At 71.2% G+C, this 26,563-nt stretch carries 17 protein-coding genes; 9 read left to right on the top strand and 8 right to left on the bottom strand.

From position 1 onward, the window contains the following. Window positions 1-46: 46 nt before the first annotated feature. Window positions 47-571, bottom strand: a complete 525-nt coding sequence (locus HSO01S_RS08465; RefSeq protein WP_066040361.1) for a DUF1003 domain-containing protein — start codon at window positions 569-571, stop codon at window positions 47-49. Further along, the gene (locus HSO01S_RS08460) at window positions 558-1,898 is read right to left on the bottom strand and encodes a magnesium transporter MgtE N-terminal domain-containing protein (protein WP_066040360.1); all 1,341 of its coding nucleotides are present in this window, start codon (window positions 1,896-1,898) and stop codon (window positions 558-560) included. The genes HSO01S_RS08465 and HSO01S_RS08460 overlap by 14 nt, the downstream gene beginning before the upstream one ends. 70 nt (window positions 1,899-1,968) lie before the next feature. Between HSO01S_RS08460 and HSO01S_RS08455 the strand changes: the two genes are divergently transcribed. Beyond that, window positions 1,969-2,466 (top strand): YflT domain-containing protein, encoded by a 498-nt coding sequence (locus HSO01S_RS08455; RefSeq protein ID WP_245635941.1) that lies wholly within the window; start codon window positions 1,969-1,971, stop codon window positions 2,464-2,466. Window positions 2,467-2,539: 73 nt separating this feature from the next. On the opposite strand, the gene HSO01S_RS08450 is transcribed toward HSO01S_RS08455, so the two are convergent. Then, a complete protein-coding gene (locus HSO01S_RS08450) occupies window positions 2,540-4,069 on the bottom strand; it encodes an aminopeptidase P family protein (protein ID WP_084361478.1) in 1,530 nt (509 codons plus the stop codon). Window positions 4,070-4,153: 84 nt separating this feature from the next. On the opposite strand from HSO01S_RS08450, the gene HSO01S_RS08445 reads away from it, so the two are divergent. Further along, window positions 4,154-5,023 (top strand): PHP domain-containing protein, encoded by an 870-nt coding sequence (locus tag HSO01S_RS08445; RefSeq protein WP_066040358.1) that lies wholly within the window; start codon window positions 4,154-4,156, stop codon window positions 5,021-5,023. Window positions 5,024-5,128: 105 nt separating this feature from the next. Here the strand turns inward: HSO01S_RS08445 and HSO01S_RS08440 are convergent, their stop codons facing one another. Beyond that, on the bottom strand, window positions 5,129-6,667 hold the full coding sequence (locus HSO01S_RS08440) for a DEAD/DEAH box helicase (RefSeq protein ID WP_066040356.1): 1,539 nt from the start codon (window positions 6,665-6,667) through the stop codon (window positions 5,129-5,131). Window positions 6,668-6,858: 191 nt separating this feature from the next. Between HSO01S_RS08440 and HSO01S_RS08435 the strand changes: the two genes are divergently transcribed. Beyond that, the gene (locus HSO01S_RS08435; protein ID WP_066040354.1) at window positions 6,859-7,575 is read left to right on the top strand and encodes a ferritin-like fold-containing protein; all 717 of its coding nucleotides are present in this window, start codon (window positions 6,859-6,861) and stop codon (window positions 7,573-7,575) included. 118 nt (window positions 7,576-7,693) lie between these two features. Here the strand turns inward: HSO01S_RS08435 and HSO01S_RS08430 are convergent, their stop codons facing one another. Both HSO01S_RS08430 and HSO01S_RS08425 read right to left on the bottom strand, forming a co-directional pair. Beyond that, on the bottom strand, window positions 7,694-7,993 hold the full coding sequence (locus HSO01S_RS08430; RefSeq protein ID WP_066040351.1) for a hypothetical protein: 300 nt from the start codon (window positions 7,991-7,993) through the stop codon (window positions 7,694-7,696). 10 nt (window positions 7,994-8,003) lie between these two features. Beyond that, window positions 8,004-8,228, bottom strand: coding sequence for a DUF3107 domain-containing protein (locus HSO01S_RS08425; RefSeq protein WP_066040349.1), 225 nt, complete (start codon window positions 8,226-8,228; stop codon window positions 8,004-8,006). A gap of 162 nt (window positions 8,229-8,390) precedes the next feature. Here HSO01S_RS08425 and HSO01S_RS19620 point away from each other — a divergent pair, with 162 nt between their 5' ends. Together HSO01S_RS19620 and HSO01S_RS08415 are read left to right on the top strand one after the other, a co-directional pair. Beyond that, on the top strand, window positions 8,391-11,984 hold the full coding sequence (locus HSO01S_RS19620; RefSeq protein ID WP_281177820.1) for a UrvD/REP family ATP-dependent DNA helicase: 3,594 nt from the start codon (window positions 8,391-8,393) through the stop codon (window positions 11,982-11,984). Continuing rightward, window positions 11,981-15,760 carry an ATP-dependent helicase gene (locus tag HSO01S_RS08415; RefSeq protein ID WP_157078969.1) on the top strand — a complete coding sequence of 1,260 codons (3,780 nt, stop codon included), beginning with the start codon at window positions 11,981-11,983 and terminating at the stop codon, window positions 15,758-15,760. Before HSO01S_RS19620 ends, HSO01S_RS08415 begins: the two co-directional genes overlap by 4 nt. Before the next feature lie 44 nt (window positions 15,761-15,804). Here the strand turns inward: HSO01S_RS08415 and HSO01S_RS08410 are convergent, their stop codons facing one another. Beyond that, window positions 15,805-16,848 (bottom strand): phosphotransferase, encoded by a 1,044-nt coding sequence (locus tag HSO01S_RS08410; RefSeq protein ID WP_066040345.1) that lies wholly within the window; start codon window positions 16,846-16,848, stop codon window positions 15,805-15,807. Window positions 16,849-16,908: 60 nt separating this feature from the next. On the opposite strand from HSO01S_RS08410, the gene nudC reads away from it, so the two are divergent. Beyond that, on the top strand, window positions 16,909-17,946 hold the full coding sequence (gene nudC / locus HSO01S_RS08405; protein ID WP_066040343.1) for an NAD(+) diphosphatase: 1,038 nt from the start codon (window positions 16,909-16,911) through the stop codon (window positions 17,944-17,946). Continuing rightward, the gene (locus HSO01S_RS08400; RefSeq protein ID WP_066040341.1) at window positions 17,943-19,748 is read left to right on the top strand and encodes an ATP-dependent helicase; all 1,806 of its coding nucleotides are present in this window, start codon (window positions 17,943-17,945) and stop codon (window positions 19,746-19,748) included. Before nudC ends, HSO01S_RS08400 begins: the two co-directional genes overlap by 4 nt. 951 nt (window positions 19,749-20,699) lie before the next feature. Here the strand turns inward: HSO01S_RS08400 and HSO01S_RS08395 are convergent. Then, entirely contained in the window at window positions 20,700-22,076 is a 1,377-nt protein-coding gene (locus tag HSO01S_RS08395; protein WP_066040339.1) for a zinc-dependent metalloprotease, read from the bottom strand. Window positions 22,077-22,263: 187 nt separating this feature from the next. On the opposite strand from HSO01S_RS08395, the gene HSO01S_RS08390 reads away from it, so the two are divergent. Both HSO01S_RS08390 and HSO01S_RS08385 read left to right on the top strand, forming a co-directional pair. Continuing rightward, window positions 22,264-23,364 (top strand): YlbL family protein, encoded by a 1,101-nt coding sequence (locus HSO01S_RS08390; protein ID WP_066040337.1) that lies wholly within the window; start codon window positions 22,264-22,266, stop codon window positions 23,362-23,364. Window positions 23,365-23,477: 113 nt separating this feature from the next. Beyond that, complete coding sequence (locus HSO01S_RS08385; protein WP_245635940.1) at window positions 23,478-26,507, top strand: UPF0182 family membrane protein; 3,030 nt, start codon at window positions 23,478-23,480, stop codon at window positions 26,505-26,507. Window positions 26,508-26,563 lie beyond the last annotated feature (56 nt).

Here is a 26,563-nt window from a genome sequence, read left to right as displayed (position 1 = left end):
TCGGCCTCTGCGCCGTTCCCGCCGCCACCCGTGGCGTCGCCGCCCGTCACCGCTCGGCCTTCTCCCCGGTTTCGGGCTTCTCCCGGTCGAGCTCGTCGAGCAGGGCGCGCAGCTCGGCGCGGATGAACTCCTTGCTCGCCATGTCCTGCAGCGCCAGCCGCAGTGCCACGACCTCGCGCGCCAGGTACTCGGTGTCGTTCAGGTTGCGCTCGCTGCGCTGCCGGTCCTGCTCGAACTGCACGCGGTCGCGGTCGTCCTGCCGGTTCTGGGCGAGCAGGATGAGGGGAGCGGCGTACGAGGCCTGGAGCGACAGGATGAGCGTGAGCGCCGTGAACCCGATCGCGGCTGAGTCGAAGCGCCACTCCTGCGGAGCGACCGTGTTGAAGCCGATCCACATCAGGCAGAACAGCGTCAGGCCGAACAGGAACCACGGGGTGCCCATCGCGCGCGCGATCGCCTCCGTGAAGCGGCCGAAGCGGTCGCGGCTGGCGACGGGGGGACGGCGGGTGAGCACGCCGGAGCGGCCCTTGGGAGCCGAGAGGCTCTCGTTGCTCGGGCTACGACGTGCCATGTCCGGTCCTCCTTCCGCGGGTGTTCAGTCGGGTGCTGCTCGAGGGTGTTCGCACACCCGCGCGGTTCGGCACGCGTTCTCGTACCTCGTCGGAACTGTCGTTGCTGCGCCAGTCGTCGGGCAGCAAGTAGTCGAGGACGTCGTCAATGGTCACCACCCCGACCAGTCGGTGGTTGTCGTCGACGACCGGGACGGACACGAGGTTGTAGCTGGCGAGGATGCGCGAGACCTCGGCCGCCGAGGTGTCGGCGGTGACCGGCTCGAGACCCTGGTCGAGGATCGTACCGAGGCGCTCGTTGGGCGGGTAGCGCAGCATCCGCTGGAAGTGCACCATGCCGAGGAATCGTCCGGTCGGCGGCTCGTAGGGCGGGAGCGTGACACAGATCGCGGCCCCGAGCGCCGGGGCCAGTTCGTGCCGGCGGATGAGCGCGAGGCCCTCCGCGACCGTGGCGTCGGCGCTGACGATGATGGGCTCGGTGGTCATCAGACCGCCCGCCGTGTCCGGCGCGTAGGCCAGGAGCATCCGGACGTCGTCGGCCTCCTCGGGCTGCATGAGCTCGAGCAGGTGCTCGCCGCGCTCCTCGGAGAGCTGGGCGATCAGGTCGGCCGCGTCGTCGGGCTGCATCTGGTCGAGCACGTCGGCGGCCCGGTCGTCGTCGAGCTGGGCGAGGATCTCGACCTGCTCGCTCTCCGGCATCTCCTCGAGCACGTCGGCGAGACGGTCGTCGGGGAGTTCCTCGGCGACCTCGAGCATGCGCGCCTGCGGGAGGTCGAGAAGAGTGCTGGCGAGGTCGGCGGGCTTTAGGTCGCTGTAGGTCGCGATCAGCTGCTCGGCCGACTGGGCCTGGCCGACCGCGGTCTTCTCGCGGACGTCGCTCCAGCTCGCGAAGACGGTGGCGCCCTTGGCGAAGGGGGAGGGGCTCGAGCGGGGTCGCCGCACGAAGAGCTGCGACACGGCCCACTCGCCGGGACCGTGCTCCTCGATCGACACGTCCTCGATCGTGGCCTGGCCCGAGCCGTCGGTGAAGACCACCGTGCGGCCGAGGAGCTCGGCGATGACGCGGACCTCACCGCCGCGCTGCTCGAAGCGGCGCACGTTGATGAGCCCGGTGGTGATGATCTGGCCGCTGGAGATGCTCGTGACGCGGCCGATCGAGACGAAGACGCGCCGGCGCCCGGGGATCTCGACGATCAGGCCGACGACGCGGGGCGGGTCGTCTTTGCGGTAGACCACGAGCACGTCCCGGACCTTGCCGAGCCGGTCGCCGGCGGGGTCGAAGACGGTGCACCCCGCCAGTCGGGCGACGAAGACTCTGGTGGCACTCACGACTACTAACTTAGACCTTCGACCTGGGCGGTTCGGGGCACCGCGGACGGCCCCGTGAAAGGATGGGGGAGTGAGCGATCGCCCCTCTTCCTCCTCCCGCGTGCCCCGGCAGGTGCCCGTCATCCCGCGCGGCGAGACCGTGGCGGGATTCGAGACCTACCCCGAGGCCCAGGCGGCCGTCGACCGGCTCGGTCACGCCGGGTTCCCGGTGAAGCAGGTCTCGATCGTCGGCAGCGATCTGAAGAGCGTCGAGCAGGTCACCGGCACCCTCAGCTACGGGCGGGCCGCGCTGGCCGGCGCCCTCTCGGGCGTCTGGATCGGCATCTTCTTCGGGCTGCTCTTCCTGCTGATCTCGCCGACGACCACGACGCCGCTGTTCCTGGGTGCCGCGGCGCTCATCGGGGCCGGGTTCGGGATGTTCTTCAACATCGTCGTCTACAGCCTCAACCGGCGGCGCCGCGACTACACCTCGGTGATGCAGGTGGTCGCGAGCTCCTACGCCCTCATCGTGACGCCGGAGCTCGCGAACCGGGCGCGGAACCTGCTCGACGGGACCGAGCAGCCCTGAGTGCTCAGGACCGGGCACCCGGGCGCTGAGCGCTCAGGCGCAGAGGCGCTCGGGTTCTCAGGCGCTCGGGTTCTCAGGCGTTCAGTCGCGCGTACCACTCCTCGACCTCGTCGGCCGTGCGCGGGATGCCCGCCGAGAGGTTCTCCGCGCCGTCGGCGGTGACGACGATGTCGTCCTCGATCCGCACCCCGATGCCGCGCATCTCCGCCGGCACCGTCAGGTCGTCCGGCTGGAAGTAGAGGCCGGGTTCGATCGTGAAGACCATGCCCTCCTCGAGCACGCCGTCGAGGTAGAGTTCGCGGCGGGCCTTCGCGCAGTCGTGCACGTCGATGCCGAGGTGGTGGCTCGTGCCGTGCACCATGTACCGGCGGTGCTGCTGGTTCTCGGGCTCCATCGCCTCCTCGGCGCTCACCGGGAGGAGTCCCCACTCGGCGGTGCGCCGGGCGATGACCGCCATGGCGGTCTGGTGGATCTCGCGGAACCGGATGCCCGGCTTGACGATCGCGAACGCCGCATCCGCCGCCTCGCGCACGGCCTCGTAGACGCGGCGCTGCACGTCGGTGAAGCGGCCGTCGACCGGGATCGTGCGGGTGATGTCGGCCGTGTAGTAGCTGTCGAGCTCGACCCCGGCATCGATCAGGATGAGGTCTCCCGGCAGGACGGGACCGTCGTTCCGCGTCCAGTGAAGGATGCAGGCGTGCGGACCGGAGGCCGCGATCGTGTCGTAGCCGACGGTGTTGCCGTCCAGGCGGGCGCGGGTGTTGAACACGCCCTCGACCAGCCGCTCGCCGCGAGGGGCGGCGGAGCTGCGGCGGAAGTCGGCGATCACGTCGTCGAAACCGCGGGCCGTGGCGGCGACGGCGAGGCGCATCTGCTCGAGCTCGTAGGCATCCTTCACCAGCCGCTGCTCGGAGAGGAAGCGCTCGAAGTCGGCGTCGGCCGGCTCGTGGGCGCCGGCGGGCAGCTCGGGAGCGGCTTCGCGCACGACGAGGGTGTCGTCGTCGAACACGACGGCGTCGAAGTCGGAGATGCCGCGGGCCGGGATGCCGAGGTCGCTCGAGACCTGGGCGAGCGAGGGGCGCGCGCCGATCCAGAACTCGCCGATCTCGGGGTTCGCGTAGAACTCGTCGGAGTCGCGGCCGGCGCGCTCCCGGAAGTAGAGGGTCACTTCGTGCCCGGTCTCGCCGGCGGGCTCGAAGACCAGGAACGCTCCGGGCTCGGAGTCGGAGCCCCAGCCGGTGAGGTAGGAGAACGCGGAGTGCGCGCGGTAGGGGTAGTCGGTGTCGTTTGAGCGCTGCTTCGGAGCTCCCGAGGGCACGATCAGGCGCTTGCCGGGGTGCGCCTCGGAGACGCGTGCGCGACGGCGGGCGGCGAAGGAGGCCTGCTCGCGGGCGGGCGGCAGTGTGTCCTCGCGCTCGGCCCAGCTGCTCGCGATGTAGTCGCGGAAGGTGTCGGAGCCGGGGGTCGTGGAGCGGTTGCTCGTGGCGCGGGGCTCGGGGGCCTCGGTGACCGAGGGGTCGACCGTCGTCGCGGCGTCGGTGGTCGTGGTGCCGTCGGTGGTCGTGCCGGGCCCGGCGGTGGTCGGTGCGGATGTCTCTGCCATGACTCCATTCTCCACCCCCGGCCCGCGAGCATCCCGAGGCCGCGGAGGTCTGTGGAGAACTCGCCGACTGGGTACGATTGTGGGATGTCTTCCGATCGGCTTTTCCGGGAGCCGATCGATCTGCACACGCACAGCAGGGTCTCCGACGGCACGGAGACGCCCGGCGACCTCGTGCGGGCCGCGGCGGCCGCCGGACTCGGTACCGTCGCCATCACCGACCACGACTCGACCGGGGGCTGGGCCGAAGCATCCGTCGCCGCCGTCGAGAACGGGGTCACTCTCATCCCGGGCATGGAGCTGTCGACCCGGCTGGGCTGGGCGAGCGTGCACCTGCTGGCCTACCTGATCGACCCCGCCGACGAGGCTCTGCTGGCCGAGACCACCCGCATCCGGAAGGCGCGGCTGCAACGCGCCGAGGACATGGTCGAGCGCATCTCGCACGACTACGCGCTGCACTGGGACGACGTGCTCGCGCAGACCGAGCCCGGAGCGACGGTGGGGCGGCCGCACATCGCGGACGCGCTCGTGGCCAACGGGCTGGCGCACGACCGCAGCGAGGCCTTCGCCGGCATCCTGCACTGGCAGGCCGGGTACTACCAGCCGCACTACGCGCCGGATCCGCTCGACGCGATCCGGCTCGTGGTCGCGGCGGGCGGGGTGCCCGTGATCGCGCATCCCGCGACCCGCAGCCGCACCGACGTAGCCCTCGAGTCGCGGCTCGCGGAGTATGCCGAGGCGGGGCTGTTCGGGCTCGAGGTCGATCACCGCGAGAACACACCCGAGGGCAAGTTGCGCCTGCGCCGGCTCGCGGCCGAGCACGGATTGCGCCTCACTGGCTCGAGCGACTACCACGGCGAGGGCAAGCCGAACCGGCTCGGCGAGAACACGACGGCGCCCGAGGTGCTCGAGGCGCTGATCGCGCGCGCGACGGGGTGGAGCCCGGTCTACGGCTGACCCCTGACGGGTGCCGCACCGGAGTTTCTGCGCAAATAACGAGGACCGACGCCCTATATGGCATCGGTCCTCGTTATTTGCGCAGTTACTCCGGATCCGGTCCGATCACTCGGTGGGGCGGGGGCCGCGGCGGCGCGAGCGGCTGCGGCGGCGGGGTGCGCTGTTGCCGTCGTGGTGCTCGGAGCCCGAACCGGCCGAGGTCGACTCGGTCGCGACGGCGGTGTCACCGGCGACCGCCGGCTCGCCGGAGCCCGCGGGGGCGGTGGAGGGGGAGGCGCCGTCGGTACGCGTGCGGCTGCGGTTGCGGCTGCGCGGGGGACGCGAGTCGCCGGTTCCGCCGGCGCTCGACGCCGCTCCGCCGCGGCCGCCGGAGAGGTCGCCCCGGTCGGAACGCTCGCCGCGGTCGCCACGGTCCGAACGCTCGCGCGACCCGGATCCCGCATCCGCCGCCTTCGGCGACGCCGGCTTCAGGCGCCCGCGGGTGCCCGCGGGGATGTCGAGGTCGGTGAAGAGGTGCGGCGACGAGGAGTAGGTCTCGGTCGGCTCGGGCTGGCCGAACTCGAGGGCGCGGTTGATCAGCGCCCACTTGTGCAGGTCGTCCCAGTCGACGAAGGTGACCGCGATGCCGGTCTTGCCGGCGCGGCCGGTGCGGCCGGCGCGGTGCAGGTAGGTCTTGTCGTCATCCGGGATCGTGTGGTTGATCACGTGGGTGACGTCGTCGACGTCGATACCGCGGGCCGCGACATCCGTGGCGATCAGGATGTCCTTCTTGCCGGCCTTGAAGGCGGCCATGGCGCGCTCGCGCTGCTCCTGGTTGAGGTCGCCGTGCACGGCGGCGGCGTTGAAACCGCGGTCGTTGAGCTCTTCGACGAGCTTCGCGGCAGCACGCTTCGTGCGGGTGAACACGACGGTCTTGCCGCGGCCCTCGGCCTGGAGGATGCGGGCGATGACCTCGTCCTTGTCCATGTTGTGGGCGCGGTAGATGAGGTGCTTGATGTTCGCCTGCGTCAGACCCTCGTCGGGGTCGGTGGCGCGGATGTGGATGGGCCGGTTCATGAACCGGCGGGCCAGCGCCACGATCGGGCCGGGCATGGTGGCCGAGAAGAGCATGGTGTGGCGGGTGGCCGGGGTCTGCGCGAACAGCTTCTCGATGTCGGCGAGGAAGCCGAGGTCGAGCATCTTGTCGGCCTCGTCGAGCACCATCTCCTGCACGGCGCCGAGGTTCAGCAGGCGCTGTCCGGCGAGGTCGAGGAGGCGGCCCGGGGTTCCGACGACGATCTGCGCGCCGGCCTTGATCTGCTCGATCTGACCCTCGTAGGCCTTGCCGCCGTAGATCGAGACGATCTTGGTGGGGCGGTTGCCCGCGGCGATCTCGAGGTCTTCGGTCACCTGCACGCAGAGTTCGCGGGTGGGGACGACGACGAGCGCCTTGACGCCCGGCGCCGGGTCGAGACCGAGGCGCTGGATGAGGGGGAGGCCGAAGCCGAAGGTCTTGCCGGTTCCCGTCTTCGCCTGGCCGATGATGTCCTGGCCGTCGAGGGCGAGGGGGATCGTCTGCTCCTGGATGGGGAACGGTTCGAGGATGCCCTTGGCTGCAAGGGCGTCGACCATGTCCTGGTCGATGTTGAGTTCACTGAAAGTCACTATGGATACCTGTCGTAAAGGACGTGGCCGCCGGAGAGGAACGGTGCCCGCCAGAGACGCGGGCGACATCCGACGATGGCGTCGGGCGGCGGCGATTGCCCCGAGTTTCGTCAGGGCCCGGGTCGAGTTTAGTCGACGTGGGGTGGTGCGGTGTCGGAGGCGGTCCCCGACGCGCGGATAGGATTGGCGTCGTGTTCGGATTCCTCCGCCGCCCGAAGGTGCGCATCGACATCCCGCGGCTGAAGCCCCGGGAGAACACCACCGACTATCCGAAGGTCAATCTCGCCGAGCTGACGCCCGAGGTGCTGCCCTATCTGGGGCAGGTCGCCTACGTGCAGCTGGCGATCTTCGAGGAGCTGTCGGCCGCCATCGGCTCGGCCCCCACGGTCGCCGCGAAGCAGGCACTGGCACCCGCGGCTACGCAGGCGCTGGACAAGCACGAGCGGCTGGTCGCCGAGATCCGCCGCCGGGTCGACACCCCGGCCGAGGTGATCGAGCCCTTCACCGCGGGCATCGACCGTTATCGCGCGATCGTCAAGGGTGCGGACTGGTTCGAACAGCTGGCGAGCGTGTACCTGACGGCGGGGATCCTCGACGACTTCTTCACCCTGCTCGCGGCCGGGCTGCCGGGCGACATCGGGCCGCGGTGCGTCGCCATCCTCGACGCCGAGACAGGGCGCACGGCGATCGTCGGCATCCTGAGCGAGGCCACCGACGCGGATGCGGTGCTCGGCTCTCGACTGGCCATGTGGGGTCGCCGCGTGGTCGGCGACACGCTGCTGGTGGCCCGCTCGGCCATCCACCTCACCGGCAACCCGGAATCGGACGAGCAGCGGATCGAGCCGGTGTTCACCGAGATGATCGCCTCGCACACTCGGCGGATGGACCGGCTCGGGCTGACTGCCTGAGCGTTCGTCGGCCTGAGCGCTCGTCGGGCAGTAGCAGCCCTCGATCGGCGCAGCGAGCGCGAGGCTCGTCAGGCGTGACGCTCGTCGAGCCGGAGCGCTGGTCGGGCTGTCGCGCTCGTCAGGCGGCGCGGCGGGAGAGCAGCAGCTGCAGGCGCTCGGCGTCGTGCGTCTTGCGCGTGCGGCCGATCAGGATGTCGGCTGCGACGACCACGATGGCCGTGACGACCAGGCTGACCACCCAGATCCACCCGCCGTCCCACGCCCAGCCGAGCCAGGTCAGGCCGACCCAGACGACCGCCGACACGGCGGCCCCGATCGCCGGGATCAGGGCCGCGCCGTGACGGTCGCGGTTCGGCAGCAGGTATCGGGCGAGAAGGCCCAGGATGATGCCGCCGAGGGTTATGAACAGGAGCTCCATGCCAGCGAGGTTAGCCGACGAAGCCGACGCGACGCGACTCCTCGGAGCCGATCTCGACGTAGGCGAGCGAAGCCAGGGGCACGACGTAGAGCTTGCCCTTGTTGTCCTTCAGGGAGAGGTGGCTGCCCGAGCCGGACAGGGCCTCGGAGACGAGCTGCTCGATGTCGGCGGGGGACTGGCTCGACTCGAAGTTGAGCTCACGGGGCGAGTTGGCGATGCCGATACGGATGTCCATCAGTGTGCCTTTCACGTCACGTGACCGATGTCACGATCACAGGTTCAGATTACGGCACCCGTGGCTCCCGGCCGGTCGATCCGGCCCCTGCGGGTAGCTGCCCAGAGCGAACAGGCCGGCAGCGCGAGGATGTCGGCGGGTGCGGCTAGCGTGGTGGCCGTGATGGAAGCAGCGCCGAACGGAGTCGTCCCCGACGAGTCGCAGCGTGCTGTCCTCGCGCGGCCGCTCGAGGCATCCTTCTCGGTCATCGGGGCGCCCGGAACCGGCAAGACGACGACCCTGCTCGAGCTCGTGGCCGATCGTGTGCTGCGGCAGGGTCTTGCGCCCGAGAGCGTGCTGGTGCTCGCGCCGACGCGGCAGAGCGCGACCCGGCTCCGCGACCGGGTGGCGCTGCGGCTCGGGCTGCCGAGCAACGGGCCGCTCGCCCGCACGGCGACCTCGGTGGCCTTCGACCTCGTGCGGAGCGGCTCGGGGCGGGCCGTGGCGCTGCTGACGGGGGCGGAGCAGGACAGGATCGTGGCCGAGCTGCTCGACGGGGGGATCGACGACGCGGGGGAAGACGCGGGCGATGGCGCGCTAGGCGGTGCTGGGGGTGGTGCTGCTGGGGGCGGCGGTGACGGGTGGCCCGAGAACCTGCCGCCTGAGGTGCGGCGGCTGCGCGCTTTCCGCACCGAGCTGCGCGAGCTCTCGATGCGGGCGACCGAGAACGGCGTCTCGCCCGACGACCTGGCGCGGCTGGGCGAGCGTGAGGGCGTGGCCGAGTGGGGTGCGGCGGCGTCGTTCCTGCGGGAGTACCAGGCCGTGCTCGAGGCGTTCGAGGTCGCGCACCTCGACTCGGCCGAGCTGCTGGCCGAGGCGCGCCGGGTGCTGCGCGACCAAGGCGGCCCCGAGGGGTTGCGGCTGGTCGTGGTCGACGACCTCCAGGAGTTCTCGATCGGCGCCCTCAACCTCGTGCGCGAGTTCGCCAGGCAGGGGGTGGCGGTGGTGGCGTTCGGCGATCCGGATGCCGCGACGGCGGGCTTCCGCGGGTCGGACGTGCGGGCGCTCGGTCAGCTCGGAAGGGTGCTCGGGGTGCCGGTGCTCCCTCCGGTGGTGCTGCGGGAGTCGCATCGACAGGGGGCGGTGCTGCGCGCGCTGACCCAGCGGGCCACGGAGCGCATCGGCACCGCCGCGGCCGGGCGCCAGCGCGCGACGATCAGCCCCGGTGCGGCGGGGGAGTCGGGCGACGACGGCGACGGTGAGCGCGGTGCCGGTGCTGAAACGCAGCCCGAGGGGCGGGTGCTGCGCATCCAGGCCGACTCGCGGGCCGGTGAGATCGCGACGATCGCGCGGCTGCTGAGGGAGCGGCATCTGCTGCACGGGACTCCGTGGGCCGACATGGCGGTGGTCGTGCGCTCGGGCGCGCTCGTGCCGGCGCTGGCCCGCGGACTGTCGCTCGCCGAGGTGCCGACGCGCACGCTGTCGGCGGTGCAGGCGCTCCGCGACGACTACGCGGCGCGCCACCTGGCCGAAGCGGTCGCGTTGGCGATCGGCACGCTCGAGTTCACGCCCCAGGCGGTGGACGAGGTCATCCTCGGGCCGCTCTGCGGAGTGGACTCGGTGGGGCTGCGGCGGCTGCGGCTCGCGCTGCGGCACGAAGAGCTGGCGGCCGGCGGGTTGCGGCACTCGGACGAGCTGCTGCGCGAGGCGCTCTTGATGCCGGGGGTGCTCGTGACGATCGACTCGGCGCCGGCGCGACGCGTGGCCGCTCTCGGGGCGACGCTCGCCGCCGTGCGGGCGAGCCACGCCGCCGGTGCGACGATCGAGGAACTGCTGTGGGAGCTGTGGCAGCGCTCGCACCTCGCCGCCCGCTGGGGCGAGCTAGCGGCCGGCTCGGGGATCGTCGCCGAGGAGGCCAACCGCAACCTCGACGGCGCGGTCGCTCTGTTCACCGCGGCGAAGCGCTCGGTGGAGAGGGAGCCGGAGCGACCGGCCGAGCTGTTTTTGGACGAGTTCCTCACCGCGGAGGTGCCGGAGGACACGCTGTCGCCGCGATCCCGCAGCGGCTCGGTGCTCGTGACCACGCCGACCGGTGCGGTCGGGCTCGAGGTCGCGGTGGTGGTGGTCGCGGGGCTGCAGGAGTCGGTGTGGCCGAACCTGCGTCTCCGGGGGTCGCTGCTTCATCCTCAGCGCCTCACGGCGTTGGCGGCCGAGGGGCGCCTGTTCGGGTCGAGGATCGATGCCGCCGATGCCAGGGTGAGCGCGGGTCTCGGGGCTGGCGCAGGTCTTGGTGTGAGCTCGGGCCAGGGTACAGGCGTGGGTCCTGGGGTTCGCTCGGGTTCGGGCACCGGAGTCGGTCCGGAGACGAGCGCAGGTCCCGGGGCCGGATCGGGTGCGGGCGCGGGTGCGGGTACTGGGGCGAGTGCGGGCTCCGGCGAGGGGGTCCGTCACGAGGCAGCTGCGGGGGGCGCGGGGAACGGCGGGGCGGAGAGCCGGGGGGAGGTGCTCGCCGACGAGCTGCGGATGTTCGCGCTCGCCGTGTCGCGGTCCAGCGAGCTGACCGTGCTCAGCTGCGTCTCGAACGACGACGAGCAGCCGTCTGCTTTCTTCGGTCTCGCGCCGGATGCCGAGCCGCTCGCGGCCCCGCGCCATCCGTATTCTCTTCGCGGGCTGACCGGGCACCTCCGCCGCCGGCTCGCCGAGGACGGCGATCGCCGGGCCGCCGCCGCTCTCGCCCGGCTCGCCGAGGCCGGGGTCCCTGGCGCCGATCCGGAGGACTGGTACGGGCTGCTCCCGGCTTCGACCGAGGATCCGCTGGTCGATCCCGACGACCCGGAAGCCGTCGTCCGCGTCTCGCCGTCGCGGATCGAGGCCTTCGAGCAGTCGCCGCTGATGTGGTTCGTCGACCAGGTCGCGGGCGGCTCGTCGAGTCTGGCCGCCGGGATCGGCACGATCGTGCACTCGGTCATGGAGACGGCGGCGAGCGATCCCGAGGCGGATCTGTCGGTCGACGAGCTGATGAAGCGTTCAGAGGATCGTTGGGAGGAGCTGCGGTTCGAGGCGCCCTGGATCGAGCAGCGCGAGCGACGAGCGCTCCGCACCAAGATCGAGGGGCTCTCGCAGTACCTCACGCACCTTCGCGCGGGCGGGGCCGAGCTCGTGGGGGCCGAGGCACCGTTCTCGTTCCGTCAGGGCCGGGCGCAGGTGAACGGGTCGATCGACCGGATCGAGCGCCACCCCGACGGGCGGCTACTCGTGGTCGACCTCAAGACGGGCAAATATCCGATCCGGGCCGCCGACGTGCCGGGGCACGCACAGCTCGCGAGCTACCAGCTCGCAGTGCACCACGGCGCGGTCGAGGGGCTCGAGGCAGCGGGTGACGCCCCGGCGGCCGCGACGGCGCCGGCCACGGCGGCGCCGGCGGCGGGCGCTTTTGATCCGGGCGCTGTGGATGCGGGTGTTGAGGTGAATGTGGGTGTCGTCGCGGCTCCGGGGGACGGGACGGCGGCTATCGAAGCGGCAGAAGCGACCGGCGCGACGGGGTCGCGAGGAGCCGCGCTGCTGTACGTGGCCAAGGGCGAGAAGGGGCTGCGGTTCACGCTGCGGTCACAGGAGGCGCTGGACGAGACCGCGCTCGGCGAGATCGCGGCGCGCATCGAGGAGGTAGCCGAGGGGATGGCGGCCGCGGTCTTCCCGGGAATGGCCGAGCCCGAGGAGCGCGACTACCAGAACCGGTACGAGTACCGGATCCAGCTGATCAAGGCGGTGACCGAGTGACCGACCCCCTGTTCGACCTCGCCGACCTCGATGATCCCGACGCGTTCGGTGAATCGGCGCGCGACCGCTCCCGCGCGGCGCGGTCGGGCGCACGCCCGTCCGGTAAGGATGCTGCGCTCGAGCACGGGGAGCAGGCGCAGGAGTTCCTACCGGGCTTCGACGACCTCGACGATTCCGACCTCACCGGACCAGACGATCCGGACCCGGACGACAACCACGTCGACGACTCCGGCCCGGACGCCGTCGCCATCGGCTTCGGGGGCCATGGCTCTGATGCCAAGGGCTCTGATGCCGAGGGTCTCGGTGCCGAGGGTTCTGATGCCGAGGGTTCTGGCGCCGCGGGCTCTGGCGCCGCGGATTCCGATGTCGGCGAAGCGCGGGCGGTGCAGCTGTCCGCGGTCGAGATCGCGGATCGGCTGGGGCTGCCCCTGCCGACCGCGCAGCAGCAGGCCGTGATCGAGGCGCCGCTGGATCCGCGAATCGTCGTCGCCGGTGCCGGCAGCGGCAAGACCGAGACCATGGCGAACCGGGTGGTCTGGCTCGTCGCGAACGGGCTCGTGCAGGTGCCCGAGGTGCTCGGTCTCACCTTCACGCGCAAGGCGGCCGGTGAACTCGCCGAGCGCATCCGGAAGCGGCTGCACGAGCTGGCCGCCGCCGGTCTCACCCCGCCGGCCTTCGACGCCTTCGAGACGCCCGCGATCGCCACCTACAACGCGTTCGCGAACAGCATCTTCCGCGAGAGCGCGGTCGTGATCGGCCGCGAGGGCGAGGCGGCCGTGCTGAGCGAGGCCTCGGCCTGGCAACTCGCCCGCTCGGTGGTCGTGGCCAGCGACGACCCGCGCCTGCTCACGGTCGACCGTTCGGTCGACGTCGTGACCTCGGCGGTACTCACGGTCAGCCGGGCGCTTTCCGAGAACGTGGTCGATTCCGCACCGGTCGCCGCGTACGCGCGGTCGTTCGCGGCCCTCGCCGAGCTGCCGACCGGGTCGGCCCGCGTCAAGAACGTCTACGGCGAGCTCGCCAAGGCCATCACCCCGGTCGCCGACCTGCCCCTGCTGCTCGACCTCGCGGATGCGTACGCGGCCGAGAAGCTCCGTCGCGGCTACGTCGAGTTCTCCGACCAGATCGCGCTGGCGCTCCGCATCGTCGAGAGCACGCCACGCGTGGTCGAGGAGTACCGCTCGCGCTATCGAGTGGTGCTGCTCGACGAGTACCAGGACACGAGTGTCGTGCAGACCCGGCTTCTGGCCGCCCTCTTCCGCGGGCAGCCCGTCATGGCCGTCGGCGACCCGCACCAGTCGATCTACGGGTGGCGTGGTGCGAGTGCCGCGAACCTCGCCCGCTTCCGCACCGACTTCGCCCCCCGCTCCGACGCGACCCACCGTGCCGACGCCGGCAACGCTGCTGACCGTGCCGACCGGGCGGAGCGGGCCGAGCCGTTCGCGCTGTCGACGAGCTGGCGCAATCCGCAGCGGGTGCTGGATGCGGCGAACACGCTGGTCGCACCGCTCACGGCGACCGCCGGGATCGCGGTCGAACAGCTGCAGCCGAGGCCTGGCGTGCAGCAGGGCACCCTCGAGCTGCGCTTCGCCGAGACCGTCAAGGACGAAGCCCAGGCGCTGGCCGACTGGCTGCACGACCGGCTCGCCATCCGCGACGAGAACGGCCGCCGCCGCGCCGCCGCGCTGCTCTGCCGCTCGGTCAAGCGGATCGAGCCGTTCACGGCCGCGCTCGAGGCCCGCGGCATCCCGTACCACGTGCTCGGAATCGGCGGACTGCTCGGCCAGCCCGCCGTCGCCGACCTCGTCTCGACGCTGCGGGTGCTCTACCACCCGACCGCCGGCGCCGACCTGCTGCGGGTGCTCGCGGGCGCACGCTGGCGGATCGGCACGAAGGATCTCGCCGCCCTCCGCGCCCTCGCCTCCTGGATCGCCCAGCGCGATCACCGCTTCCAGAAGCTCGAACCCGAGGTGGCCGACCGCCTGCGCGGCTCGGTCGTCGCCGACGAGGACCGCTCGATCATCGACGCCCTCGACTTCATCGCCACCTCGCCCGAGGAGCATTCCGCCCTCGACGGCTTCAGCGCGGAAGGCCTCGCGCGGCTCCGCCGGGCCGCCGCGCAGTTCGCCGCCCTCCGCACCCGGGCCGGGCTCGGGCTCGTCGACTTCGTCGACCTCGTCGTGCAAGAGCTCCTGCTCGACGTCGAGGCCCTCGCGAGCCCCCGCTCGACGACCGCCCGCGCCAGCCTCGACGCCTTCACCGAGCAGCTCGGCTCCTTCCTCTCGCTCGACCCCTCGGCAGGGCTCGGCGAGTTCCTCGCCTGGCTCGAGGAGGCCGAGAAGCGCGACCGCCTCGAGCCGCGCACCGAGGAACCCGAGCCCGGCACGGTGCAGATCCTCACCATCCACGGCTCGAAGGGCCTGGAATGGGACGTCGTGGCCATCCCGCGGATGGTCGAGAGCGAACTCCCGGGCGAGCCCCGCTCGAACCAGGGCTGGCTGGCCTTCGGCGAGCTGCCCTACGACTTCCGCGGAGACTCGGCCGAGCTGCCGTCGCTCGCCTGGCGGGGCATCGAGGTGCAGACCGACTTCAAAGCAGTCTCCGAGACCTTCCGGCGGCAGAACGCCGAGCACTACGCCGCCGAGCAGCGACGCCTGATCTACGTCGCCGTGACGCGAGCGAAGGCCGACCTCCTTCTCACCGGTTCGTACTGGACGCCGGGGGTCAAGAACGTGCGGGGCCCGGGCCTCTACCTCCGCGAGCTCGAGGCGGCGGGTCTGCTCGACCCGGCCGCGTTCCCTGAGGCGAGCGCCTTCGACGAGAATCCGCTGGCCGAGGAGGAGAGCTGGCTGCCCTGGCCGCGGGATCCGCTGGGCACCCGCCGGTCGCGGATGGAGGCGGCCGCCGACGCGGTGCGCTCGGCCGATCCCGGGGCCCCCACTCCCTGGGATCTCGAGATCGACCTGCTGTTGGCCGAGCGGGCCGCCGAACGTGGCGCGCGGATGCTCGAGGTGCCGGCGCGCATCCCGGCCTCGCGTTTCAAGGACTACGTGGCCGACCCCCAGGCCGTCGTGCGCGCGCTGCAGCGGCCGATGCCGGAACGGCCGTTCCGGCAGACCCGGCTCGGCACCCGGTTCCACAGCTGGGTCGAGGAGCGGTACCGCGCGGGCCGGAGCGAAGAGCTGATCGACGTGGATGCTCTCGGGGGCGGGATCCTCGACCCGGACGCCTTCGAGAGCGACCTCGACCTCGATCTCGATGCAGACCTCGATCTCGATGCAGACCTCGGCCTCGACGCAGATCTCGGTGGCGATCTCGCCCTTGACGGCGACGCGGCTCTCCCGCCCGCCTCACCGCCCGCGGCCCCGCCGGCCCGCGACACCGCCGCCGAGGAGACCGCCCGCCTGCAGGAACTGATCGCGATCTTCGAGGCCTCGCCGTTCGCGGGCCGGCAGCCGGTCGAGGTCGAGGTCGAGATCCACCTCGTGCTCGCCGGGAGGGTGATCATCTGCAAGATCGACGCGATCTTCGCCGTCGGCGACCGGTTCGAGGTGGTCGACTGGAAGACCGGCAAGGCCCCGGTGGATGCGGCCGATCTCGAACTCAAGCAGCTCCAGCTGGCGCTCTACCGGCTCGCGTACGCGCGGTGGAAAGGCATCGACGTGGATGCGGTGGACGCCTCGTTCTACTTCGTCGCCGACGACGCGATCATCACGCCCGAACGGCTGTACTCCGAGGCCGAGCTGGTCACCCTCATCCGCGACTCCGGCCTCTGAGGCAAAGACGGCCGGCGCGACGGGTGGCCGCCGGAGCAGCCCCCTCAGTCCTCCGAGATGCGGTTCGCGTGCTCACCGGCCGGAGCGCCGCCCGGCATCGGCGTGCGGTCCAGCAGTGCCTCGACGTCTTCGAGTCCCATGATCTGGCCGGTGTCGGTCGAGAGCGGGTTGAGCAGGTCGTTCTCGACGGTCGCGTGCAGGCTCTCCAGCATCCCGACCGCATCCGAGACGACACCCTCGTCGCGGGTGTCGACACCGTGCAGCAGCCAGCGCGCGATCTCGAGCTCGGCATAGAGGCGGGCGCGCTTTCGCAGCTGGCGGTCGGCCGGACGCGTGAGGGCTTGCTCGTAGCCGGCGAAGACCCGGTCGGCGCTCGAGGCCTGCTGGGCGGAGTTCAGCCAGAACAGGTCGAGCGCCGGGTCGCCGACGCGGAGGTTCTGCCAGCCGATGACCCCGGAGACGCGGTCTCCGAGCAGCAGGAACGACTCCGGCGCCAGCGCGCCGTGCACCACGGAGGGGGCGAACTGCCAGAGCGCACTGTCTTCCAGAGCCAGCGACCAGCGGGTCAGCAGCTCTTTCGGCACCTTGCCGGTCGCGGCGGCGCGGTCGGCGAGCTTGCGGGAGGTGGCGGCGATCTGCGAGGCGGAGTTCGACGCGAGCCCCGCATCCGAGACCACCGAGGTGGGCAGCGAGTGGATGGCGGCGATCGCGCGACCGATCGCATCCGAGGCGCTGTCCTCGCCCCCGATGTCGGCGAGCGAGCCCGGCTGACCCTCGATGTACTCGTAGACGATCGCGCGGGTCTGCGCAACGGGCGCCTGGCCGAGGTAGGCGGGGACCGCGAACGGGAGCCGGGTGCGCACTCCGGAGGTCAGCGCGTTCAGCGCGACCAGGTCGCGCGACTGCTCGGATTCGGCGGCGGAGTCGACCGGGACGCGCACCACGTACTCCTCGCCGGAGCGCAGCGTGACGACCGCCGAGTCGTAGCGGCCGCCGCTCCGGGAGGTGAGCGGACGGGTCACGACGATGTCGGCTCCGGCGACGGCCGAGGTCGCGAGCGCGGCTAGAGTGAGGTGGGATCTCGCCATGTCTCTAGGGTAGGGCGGTCGGTCCCGGCCACGGCTTCCGCCACGCACGATTGGTCAACCATGTCACGCGCTTTCCAGTCCTCGCTCCCGCTTTCCCGGCACCGGATCGACCGCGACCACTCCTCCCGGTCCGACCTCGCGGTGCTCGACGCACTGTGGGGGTCGCCCGAGGCGCGGGTGCTCGTTCTGAACCGCGGCCGCGCGCTCGCCTCGAGCGGCGAGAACCCGTCCGGCTACGACGGCTTCGGCTCCAAGCCCGCGGTGACCACGACGCCGGTGCTCGCCTTCCTGGCCCCCTCCCTGCTCCCGGATGCTGTGCTCGAGCGCATCGCCGAAGCGGGTGCGGGCGGCGGTGCCGAGTCCGTGCGGCTCTATCTCGGCCGCTCCCTCGACGCCAGCGGCGACGCCGCCGCCGGGAGCCCCCTGTTCGCCGTGACGGTGGACGACGAGCGCGCCGCCGAGCTGGGCTCCGGGAACTGGCTCGACCTCCGCATGGTCGCCGCCGACCTCGACGACACCGGCGCCGGCGTCTTCACCGAGGCGCTGGCGATGTTCAACTGGCACGGCACCCATACGCACTGCCCGCGCTGCGGCGCCGCGACCCTGGTCGAGAGCGGCGGCTGGGTGCGCCGCTGCCCGGTGCAGCAGATCGAGCTGTTCCCGCGCACCGACGCCGCCGTCATCGTCGGGATCGTCGACCGCGACGAGCGCATCCTGCTCGGGTCGAACGCTCTCTGGGAGAACAACCGCTACTCGCTGTTGGCCGGCTTCGTCGAGCCGGGGGAGTCGCTCGAGGCGGCCGCGGTGCGGGAGATCGCCGAGGAGTCCGGCGTCGTCATCGACGACCCGCAATACGTCGGCTCGCAGCCCTGGCCCTTCCCGGCCTCCCTCATGGTCGGTTTCATCGCCCAGGTGTCGGCCGACGACACCGCCGACCTCCGCCCCGACGGCGACGAGATCCTCGACCTGCGCTGGTTCACGCGGGAGCAGATCGCCGACCCCGACAACGGCATCCTTTTGCCCGGCAGTTCGTCGATCGCCCGCGCGATCATCGAGACCTGGTTCGGCGGCCCGTTGCCGACGGTGGAGCGCGCGTGACGGCTGGTTCGGCCGACGACCTGCTCGTCGCGCTCGACCCGCAGCAGCGCGTCGCGGCCCGGTCGCTGCTCGGCCCGGTGTGCATCCTCGCCGGTGCCGGCACGGGCAAGACCCGCGCCATCACGCACCGGATCGCCTATGGCGTCGCAACCGGCGTCTACTCGCCCGGCCGCGTCATGGCGCTCACCTTCACCTCGCGGGCGGCGGCCGAGCTGCGCACCCGGCTGCGGCCGCTCGGCGCGGGCGGGGTGTCGGCCCGCACCTTCCACTCGGCGGCGCTCGCGCAGCTGAACTACTTCTGGCCGCAGGTGATCGGCGGCGAGGCTCCGAAGATCATCGACAACAAGGCCAAGGCCATCGCGCACGCGGCCGAGACGCTGCGGCTCCGGGTCGACACCGCCACTCTGAGGGATGTCGCGGCCGAGATCGAGTGGCGCAAGGTCTCGAACCTCGGGCTCGCCGAGTACGAACTGCGGGCGCGGTCGAGCCGCACGATGCCCCCGACGATCTCGGTCGAGCAGATGCTCGAACTGCACGCGCGCTACGAGCAGCTGAAGGACGAGCGGCGGCAGCTCGACTTCGAGGACGTGCTGCTGGTCACCGCCGGCATGATCGAGACCGAGCCCTCGGTGGCGATCCAGGTGCGCGAGCAGTACCGCTTCTTCGTCGTCGACGAGTACCAGGACGTCTCGCCGCTGCAGCATCACCTTCTGCAGCAGTGGCTCGGCGACCGGCGCGACCTCTGCGTGGTCGGCGACGCGAGCCAGACGATCTACTCCTTCGCCGGGGCGAGCGCCGACTATCTGCTCGAGTTCCCGCGCCGCAACCAGAGCGCCACGGTCGTCACGCTCGAGCAGAACTACCGCTCGACCGAGCCGATCGTCGCTCTCGCCAACCGGCTGATGCGCGGCCGGCCCGGCGCGCTCACGCTGCACGCGGTCGAGCCGGCGGGAGTGGATGCGGACGGCAGCGCCCACGCGGATGCGAACGGGGATGCGCACGAGAATGTGGCCGGGGCTCCGGATGCGGCTGCCGGCGCACCGGTCCCCACCTTCCCGACGCCCACGGTCACGGCCTATGCCTCCGACTACGCCGAGGCCGAGGGCATCGCCCAGGAGATCGCCGCGCTCATCGCCGGCGGAACCGAGCCCCACGACATCGCCGTGCTCTACCGGGTCAACGCGCAGTCGGCGGTGCTCGAGCAGGCGCTGACCGCCGCCGGTGTCAGCTACCAGCTGCGCGGTGGCGCGCGCTTCTTCGACCAGCCCGAGGTCAAGCGCGCGGTCATGGAGCTGCGCGCCGCCTCGGTCTCGATCGTCGACGAGCCGCTGTTCAAGTCGGTCAGCGACGTGCTCCGCACGCGGGGCTGGACGCAGGATGCTCCGGAAGGCGTCGGCGCCCTCCGCGACCGCTGGGAGGCCATGAACGCCCTGATGGGTCTCGCCGAGGGGATGCCGCCCGGCACGACCTTCCGCCAGTTCACCGACGAGCTCATGGAGCGGCAGGCCTCGCAGCACGAACCGACCGTCCGGGCCGTGAACCTCGCCACCCTGCACTCGGCGAAGGGGCTGGAGTGGCCTGTCGTGTTCATCGCCGGGGTCGCCGAGGGGCTGGTGCCGATCAGCTACGCGCAGGGGCTCGAGGGTGTCGACGAGGAACGTCGGCTGCTCTACGTCGGCATCACGCGCGCTCGACGACTACTGCGTCTGTCGTGGGCGGCGGCCGGGATGCGGCGGTCGGGCGACCGCCAGCCGTCACGCTTCCTGCAGGAGAGCGGCATCCGCAGCTCGGATGGGCGCTGAACGCCTCGATCGAGAGCGCGTCACCGCGGGTCGGCCCCGGTCCCGGACCCAGCTCGGGCCCAAGCCCTGGCCCGCCGAGCCCCAGCCCGCCGAGCCCTGGCCTCAGGATGCGGACGGCCCGCCCGGACCACGGCCCCCCGGTACCGCCCCCGGCGAACTGCTCCACGAGCATCCGAGCCGCCACCACCCCCGCCGTGCTGACACCCAGCCCGTCGGCCGACGGCGCCGTGCGCACCGAGAGCTGAGCGGCCATCGCGGGCCACGCCGGATCGGCCTCGACCCGCGCGAGCTCGAGGCACTCGGCGCAGGGCCCGCGCCCCGGGACGACGAACGGCCCGATCCGCACCGAACGATCGCCGAACTCGACGAGCAGGTGCGGCACGTCCTCCCGCAGCCACCGGGCGGCGCGACGCGGCGAGGTCGCGAAGTGCGAGACCAGCACGGCCGCATCCATTCGCCGCCCCGAGCCCGGCGCGCGCACCCTGAACCCGACGCCCTCCAGCAGTGGGCCGAGCACGTCCGCCTCCCGGGGCCGCGCGTCGAGCTCGACGACGAGGGATGCCGGGGAGGGCGCGCCGACGTCGGATCCCGCCGGCCGCGTGTCGGTGTCGCGCACCAAAGAGCCCAACTCGTCGAGGATGCCATCGACGTCTGCCGCCGACATCCCGTTCGCCTCAGCGGAAGCCAGCAGAACCCGCCGGGTGACCCCGCGGCTGAGCAGAGCGATCACCAGCTCATGGCCGGCGCCGACGTCGTCGATCCGGGCGACGGCCCGCTCGACCCCGAACTGCACCGAATGTGGCGTGCGCCAGACCAGCGGATGCTCGGGCTCGAGTCGGAGGGCCATCCCGGAATCCTGCCCCACGGCAGGTCAGGTCAGGAGGTTATCCACAGCCGCGGACTGCGACCCGGGCAAAGGCCGACGAAGACTGGAGCGCCGACCGCCATCGATCACGGCACGGGCGGCTGGTCGTCCTGGTCCTGGTCGTCCTGGTCCTCGTCCTTCGTCGCCTCTTCGTTCAGCAGGTCTTCCAGCGCCTGGTCCATCTCGTCCGGCTCCGGGGTACCGCCCGTGAGCCGTGCGATCAAGGCGGACGGGTCGTCCAAATCGTCCGAGGTCGGCACGACGTCCGGGTGCGACCAAAGCGCGTCGCGCTGCTCCTGCCCCACGGCCTCCGAGACCGCCTTCCAGAGCGCCGCGGCGTCGCGGAGCCGCCGCGGTCGCAGCTCGAGGCCTATCAGGGCCCCGAAGGCCGACTCGGCCGGGCCTCCTGTCGCCCGGCGACGGCGCACCGTCTCGGCGATCGCGTTCCAGCGGGGCAGACGGCTCGACGCCTCGGCAGTCACCACGTCGACCCAGCCCTCGATCAGGGCGAGGGTGGTCTCCAGGCGTGCCAGGGCGTGAAGCTGCTGCTCGCTCTTCGGCGGGATCAGGGCACCGCTGGCCATCGCCTCGCGGAGCTCCTCCGGGTTCGAGGGGTCGAAGCTGCCGGCGAGCTCTTCGAGCCGGTCGGTGTCGATCGTGATGCCCTTGGCGAACTCGGTGATCGAGGAGATCACGTGCAGGCGCAGCCAGCGCGCGTGGCGGAACAGGCGGGCGTGGGCGAGCTCGCGGATGGCGAGGTAGAGCTGCACCTCCTCGATCGGGATGTCGAGGCCCTCGCCGAACTCGGCGATGTTCTGGGGCAGCAGGGCCGCCTGGCCCTCTTCCAGCAGCGGGATGCCGACGTCGCCGCCGGAGACGACCTCCTGCGAGAGCCGGCCCACGATCTGGCCGAGCTGCATCGCGAAGAGAGTGCCACCGAGGTTGCGCATGAGCTGGCTCGCGCCGGCGATCATGCCGGCCATCTCCTCCGGCGCCTGGTCGCGGAGCACCGTGGTCAGCGCATCCGAGATGCTGAGGGCGACCGGCTCGGCGAGCTGGGTCCAGACCGGGATCGTCGTGGTGGCCCACTCGGCACGGGTCAGCAGGCGGGGCGCGACCGCCGAGTCCGACAGCGAGGTCACCTCGTCGAGCCAGAGGGAGGCCACGTGGAGTGCCTGGTCGAGCTGGGCGCGGGACTGGTCGGTCACACTGAGGCTCGCCGAACCGGCGATCTCCTGCGCCTGCTTCTTCGCGGTGTCCCAGTTGACGCCGTCGGTCGAGGAGGCCATCGCGTTCTGCAGCTGCTGCATGAGCTGCGAGACGGCCGCCGGGTCGGACGGCAGGCCCGCCGCGCTCGCGAGCTTCGAAGGGTCGATGTCGGAGTTGCCCGACAGGAAGGAGTTCAGCATCTCGCGGAACTCGTCCTCGGGCTGCTCGGGCTGCTCGCGGGGATCGTCGCTCACGGTTCGTCCTTCGTTCGGTGTCAGCCGCACCGTGCGATCCGGTTCTCCGGGATCTCCATGCGGGCTGTCAGACAGTGCTCCTACGCTAACTCGTGGCCCGCCGCCCAGGCTGGGTTTTCCCATAAGCTTGAACGCCTGGCCGTGCGCCCGTGGCGAACACCCGGCCCAGGTGCTGCGAGAGGATCCCGTGAGTCTGTTCGAACCCGAGGACATTCGCGCGCGCCCCTCCCGACGGGCCCGGACGGGGTGGACCCTTCTGGTCCTCGCCCTCGTCCTCGGACTCGTGATGAGCTTCATCCCGGCGCCCTACGCGATCGAGCAGCCCGGCCCCGTCTTCGACACCCTCGGCTCCCAGGACCGCGACGGCACCGAGGTGCCCCTCATCTCGATCGACGGCGCCCAGACCTACCCCACCTCCGGCACACTCGACATGCTCACCGTCTCGGTGCGAGGCACCCGGGAGCAGCGCCCCTCGTGGGCCGAGGTCGCCACCTCGTGGTTCGACTCCAGCAAGGCCGTGGTGCCGATCGACGCGATCTACCCGCCGACCGTCACGACCGAGGAGCGCAACCAGCAGAACGCCGCCCAGATGGTCGACAGCCAGCAGGAGGCCGTCGCCGCCGCCCTCACCGAGCAGGGGATCGCCTACACGACCAGGGTGCAGGTCGCTGCGGTCGACCCCCAGGGCCCGGCGGCCGGCGCGCTCGCCGAGGACGACGTGATCCTCTCGGTCGGCGGCAGCCCGGCGACCGACCTCGACACCCTCCGCGCGCTGATCGCCGCGAACGGCACCTCCACCCCCGCGACCCTGCAGGTGCAGCACGCCGACGGCTCCGAGACGACCGTGCAGGTGACCCCGACCGTCTCGCCGCAGACCGGCGCTCCGGCCATCGGGATCGCGGTGGCGCTCTCGTTCCAGTTCCCGTTCGACGTCGACATCCAGCTCGACAACGTCGGCGGTCCGAGCGCGGGCATGATGTTCGCGCTCGGGATCATCGACAAGCTGACCCCGGGCGAGCTGAACGGCGGCCAGAACGTCGCCGGCACCGGCACGATCGACGCCGCGGGCAACGTCGGGCCGATCGGCGGGATCCGCCAGAAGATGTTCGGCGCCCGGGATGCGGGGGCCACCTGGTTCCTCGCCCCCGCCTCGAACTGCGACGAGGTCGTCGGGCACGTGCCGGACGGCATCACCGTCTTCGCCGTCTCGACCCTGAACGACTCGGTCACGGCGCTCCAGGCGATCGCCTCGGGCGGGGACACCTCGGCGCTGCCCACCTGCTCCTGACGCGCAGCGGGGCCATCTGACGGCTCCCGGCCAGCGGGCTCCCAGACGCCCTTGCCTAGGATTGCGGTGTCTAAGATTGACGGACACCGCAGCATCGAGCACAGAGGCCCCCCGTGACTTCCCAAACAGCAGAGAAGCCCGCACGACGTTCGAGAGTCACTCTCGCGATCGCGATCGCGATCGTGGTCGTCCTGGCCATACTCTTCTTCGTCTTCAGCACCCTGTACACCGAGATCCTCTGGTACGACCAGCTCGGCTACCTGAGCGTGCTGACCACGCAGTGGCTCGCCGGGGGAGTGATGTTCGTCATCGGCTTCCTGGCCATGGCCATCCCGGTCTGGGCCTCGATCGAGATCGCGTTCCGCTGGCGACCCGTCTACGCGAAGCTCAACTCGCAGCTCGACCGCTACCAGCAGGTCATCGAGCCGCTCCGCCGCCTCGCCACCTTCGGGGTACCCGCCGTGCTCGGCCTGTTCGCGGGCGTCGCGACCGCCTCCCGCTGGCAGCTCACTCTGCAGTACCTCAACCGCACCGCGTTCGGGCAGACCGACCCGCAGTTCGGCATGGACATCTCCTTCTACATCTACGACCTGCCGTTCTGGCGCGGTGTCGTGGGCTTCGCCTCCGCCGTCGTGATCATCGCGGGCCTGGCCGGAATCGCGACCAGCTACCTCTACGGGGCCATCCGGTTCAGCCAGCGCGAGGTGCGCATCTCGAAGATCGCGCGCATCCAGATGGCCGTCACCGCGGCGGTCTACCTGATCCTCCAGGCCGTCAGCATCTGGCTCGACCAGTACGCGACCCTCGCCAACAGTTCGGGGTTGATCACCGGAGCCTCGTACTCGGACGTCAACGCCACGATCCCGGGCCTCCAGATCCTCGCCGGGATCGCCGGCCTGGTCGCGATCCTGTTCATCGTCGCCGCGGTGATCGGCCGCTGGCGCCTGCCCATCATCGGCACCGCGCTCCTGATCGTGAGTGCCCTCATCCTGGGCTCCCTCGCCCCCTGGGTCGTGCAGCGCTTCCAGGTCGACCCGAGCGAGCGCACGCTGGAGAGCGAGTACATCCAGCGCAACATCGACATGACCCGGGACGCCTACGACGTCGCCGACGTGGAGGAGACGCCGTACGCGGCGACCACCACGGCCGAGCAGGGTGCACTGCGGAACGACGCGGCCACGACCGCGAACATCCGCATCCTCGACCCGGCCCTCGTGACCAAGTCGTTCCAGCAGCTGCAGCAGTTCCGGCAGTACTACCAGTTCCCGACCCACCTCGACGTCGACCGCTACAACATCGACGGCCAGGTCCAGGATGCGGTGGTCACCGTGCGTGACATCAACATCGACGCGCTCGGCTCGTCCGCGACCTGGTACAACCAGACCGTCGTCTACACCCACGGCTACGGCGTGGTCGCCGCCTACGGCAACCAGCGCTCGGCCGACGGCCAGCCCGTGTTCCTGGAGTCCGGCATCCCCTCCACCGGCGAGCTCGGCGACTTCGAGCCGCGCGTGTACTTCGGCGAGGATTCCCCGCCCTACTCGATCGTCGGCGGGCCCGAGGGCGCCTCGCAGATCGAGCTGGACTACCCCTCCGGCACCGACGGCGCCTCGCAGACCTACACGACCTTCCAGGGCGACGGCGGGCCGAAGCTCGACAACATCTTCAAGCGGCTGGTCTACGCGCTGAAGTTCCAGTCCGAGCAGATCTTCCTGTCGGATGCGGTGAACGACGACTCGCAGATCCTCTACGACCGCGATCCCGCCCAGCGCGTCTCGAAGGTCGCGCCGTACCTCACGATCGACTCGGATCCCTACCCCTCCGTCGTCGACGGCAAGGTCGTCTGGATCGTCGACGGGTACACGACCTCGTCGAACTACCCGTACTCGAAGGTGCAGTCGCTCAGCCAGACGATCGCCGACACCTACACGCCCTCGCCGGCGTACCCCGTCGACGACATCAACTACATCCGCAACTCGGTGAAGGCCACGGTCGACGCCTACGACGGCAAGGTGACGCTCTACGCGTGGGACGACAAGGACCCGCTGCTCCAGACCTGGGAGAAGATCTACCCGGCCACGGTCAAGCCGATCAGCGACATGTCCGGCGCCCTGATGAGCCACGTGCGGTACCCGGCCGACCTGTTCAAGGTGCAGCGCTCGATCCTCGGCGCCTACCACGTGACCGACGCGGGCTCCTTCTACTCGCAGGAGGACGCCTGGGCCACCCCGAACGACCCGACCTCGCCGTCGACCAACCCGACGCTGCAGCCGCCGTACTACCTGACGCTGCAGATGCCGACCCAGGATCAGCCGTCGTACTCGCTCTATTCGACGTTCATCCCGCAGACCCAGCAGGATGCGACCTCCTCCCGGAGCGTGCTCACGGGGTACCTGGCGGTCGACGCGAACGCGGGGGAGACGACCGGCGAGAAGTCCGGCGACTACGGCAAGCTCAGGCTGTTGACGCTGCCGAAGGACGACACGATACCCGGGCCCGGTCAGGTTCAGAACAGCTTCTCCTCGGACCCGGGGGTGAGCTCTGCCCTCAACCTGCTGCGTCAGGGTGAGAGCCAGGTGATCAGTGGAAACCTGCTGACGCTGCCGGTCGGCGGCGGTCTGCTCTACGTGCAGCCGGTCTACGTGCAGTCCCGCGGTGAGACCAGCTTCCCGCTGCTGCAGAAGGTGCTGGTCTCGTTCGGCAACAAGATCGCGTTCGAGTCGACGCTCGACGGCGCCCTGGACTCGCTCTTCGGCGGAGATTCCGGCGCCCAGGCCGGCGACGGCGGCGTGACCCCCACCGATCCGGGCACCGGAGGCACGGGCGGCATCGACACCGGCTCGGGAACCGGGACCGGAACGGATGCGGCGACCGCCGACGCGCAGATCACCCAGGCTCTCGCGAACGCCCGCCAGGCGCTCAGCGACCGGGCGACGGCCTTGGCCGCCGGTGACTTCGCGGCCTACGGCGAGGCCGACCAGCGGCTCCAGGATGCGATCAACGCGATCGACCAGGCACTGCAGGCCCAGACGGGCGGCGCGTCGGGCACCTCGACGGATGGTTCCGGCACGGACGGGTCGGGCACGGGTGAAGGCACCGACGGTGGATCGACTCCGACACCCTCGGCCACCCCGTCAAACTAGTTCGTCATAACGTGCAGTATCGTGCACTTAGTGTTGCTAGAGGCGCATAAAGTGCA

The organism is Herbiconiux solani NBRC 106740, from assembly GCF_001571005.1.
GTDB lineage: Bacteria > Actinomycetota > Actinomycetes > Actinomycetales > Microbacteriaceae > Herbiconiux > Herbiconiux solani.
This window is presented reverse-complemented; position numbering and strand designations above follow the sequence as displayed.

Excerpts from the sequence above, each read along its gene's own strand:
- HSO01S_RS08445 (WP_066040358.1), top strand. The coding sequence starts at position 4,154 with ATGTCTTCCGATCGGCTTTTCCGGGAGCCGATCGATCTGCACACGCAC.
- HSO01S_RS19620 (WP_281177820.1), top strand. The coding sequence starts at position 8,391 with ATGGAAGCAGCGCCGAACGGAGTCGTCCCCGACGAGTCGCAGCGTGCT.
- HSO01S_RS08410 (WP_066040345.1), bottom strand. The coding sequence starts at position 16,848 with ATGGCGAGATCCCACCTCACTCTAGCCGCGCTCGCGACCTCGGCCGTC.
- HSO01S_RS08450 (WP_084361478.1), bottom strand. The coding sequence starts at position 4,069 with ATGGCAGAGACATCCGCACCGACCACCGCCGGGCCCGGCACGACCACC.
- HSO01S_RS08465 (WP_066040361.1), bottom strand. The coding sequence starts at position 571 with ATGGCACGTCGTAGCCCGAGCAACGAGAGCCTCTCGGCTCCCAAGGGC.
- HSO01S_RS08430 (WP_066040351.1), bottom strand. The coding sequence starts at position 7,993 with ATGGAGCTCCTGTTCATAACCCTCGGCGGCATCATCCTGGGCCTTCTC.
- nudC (WP_066040343.1), top strand. The coding sequence starts at position 16,909 with ATGTCACGCGCTTTCCAGTCCTCGCTCCCGCTTTCCCGGCACCGGATC.
- HSO01S_RS08425 (WP_066040349.1), bottom strand. The coding sequence starts at position 8,228 with ATGGACATCCGTATCGGCATCGCCAACTCGCCCCGTGAGCTCAACTTC.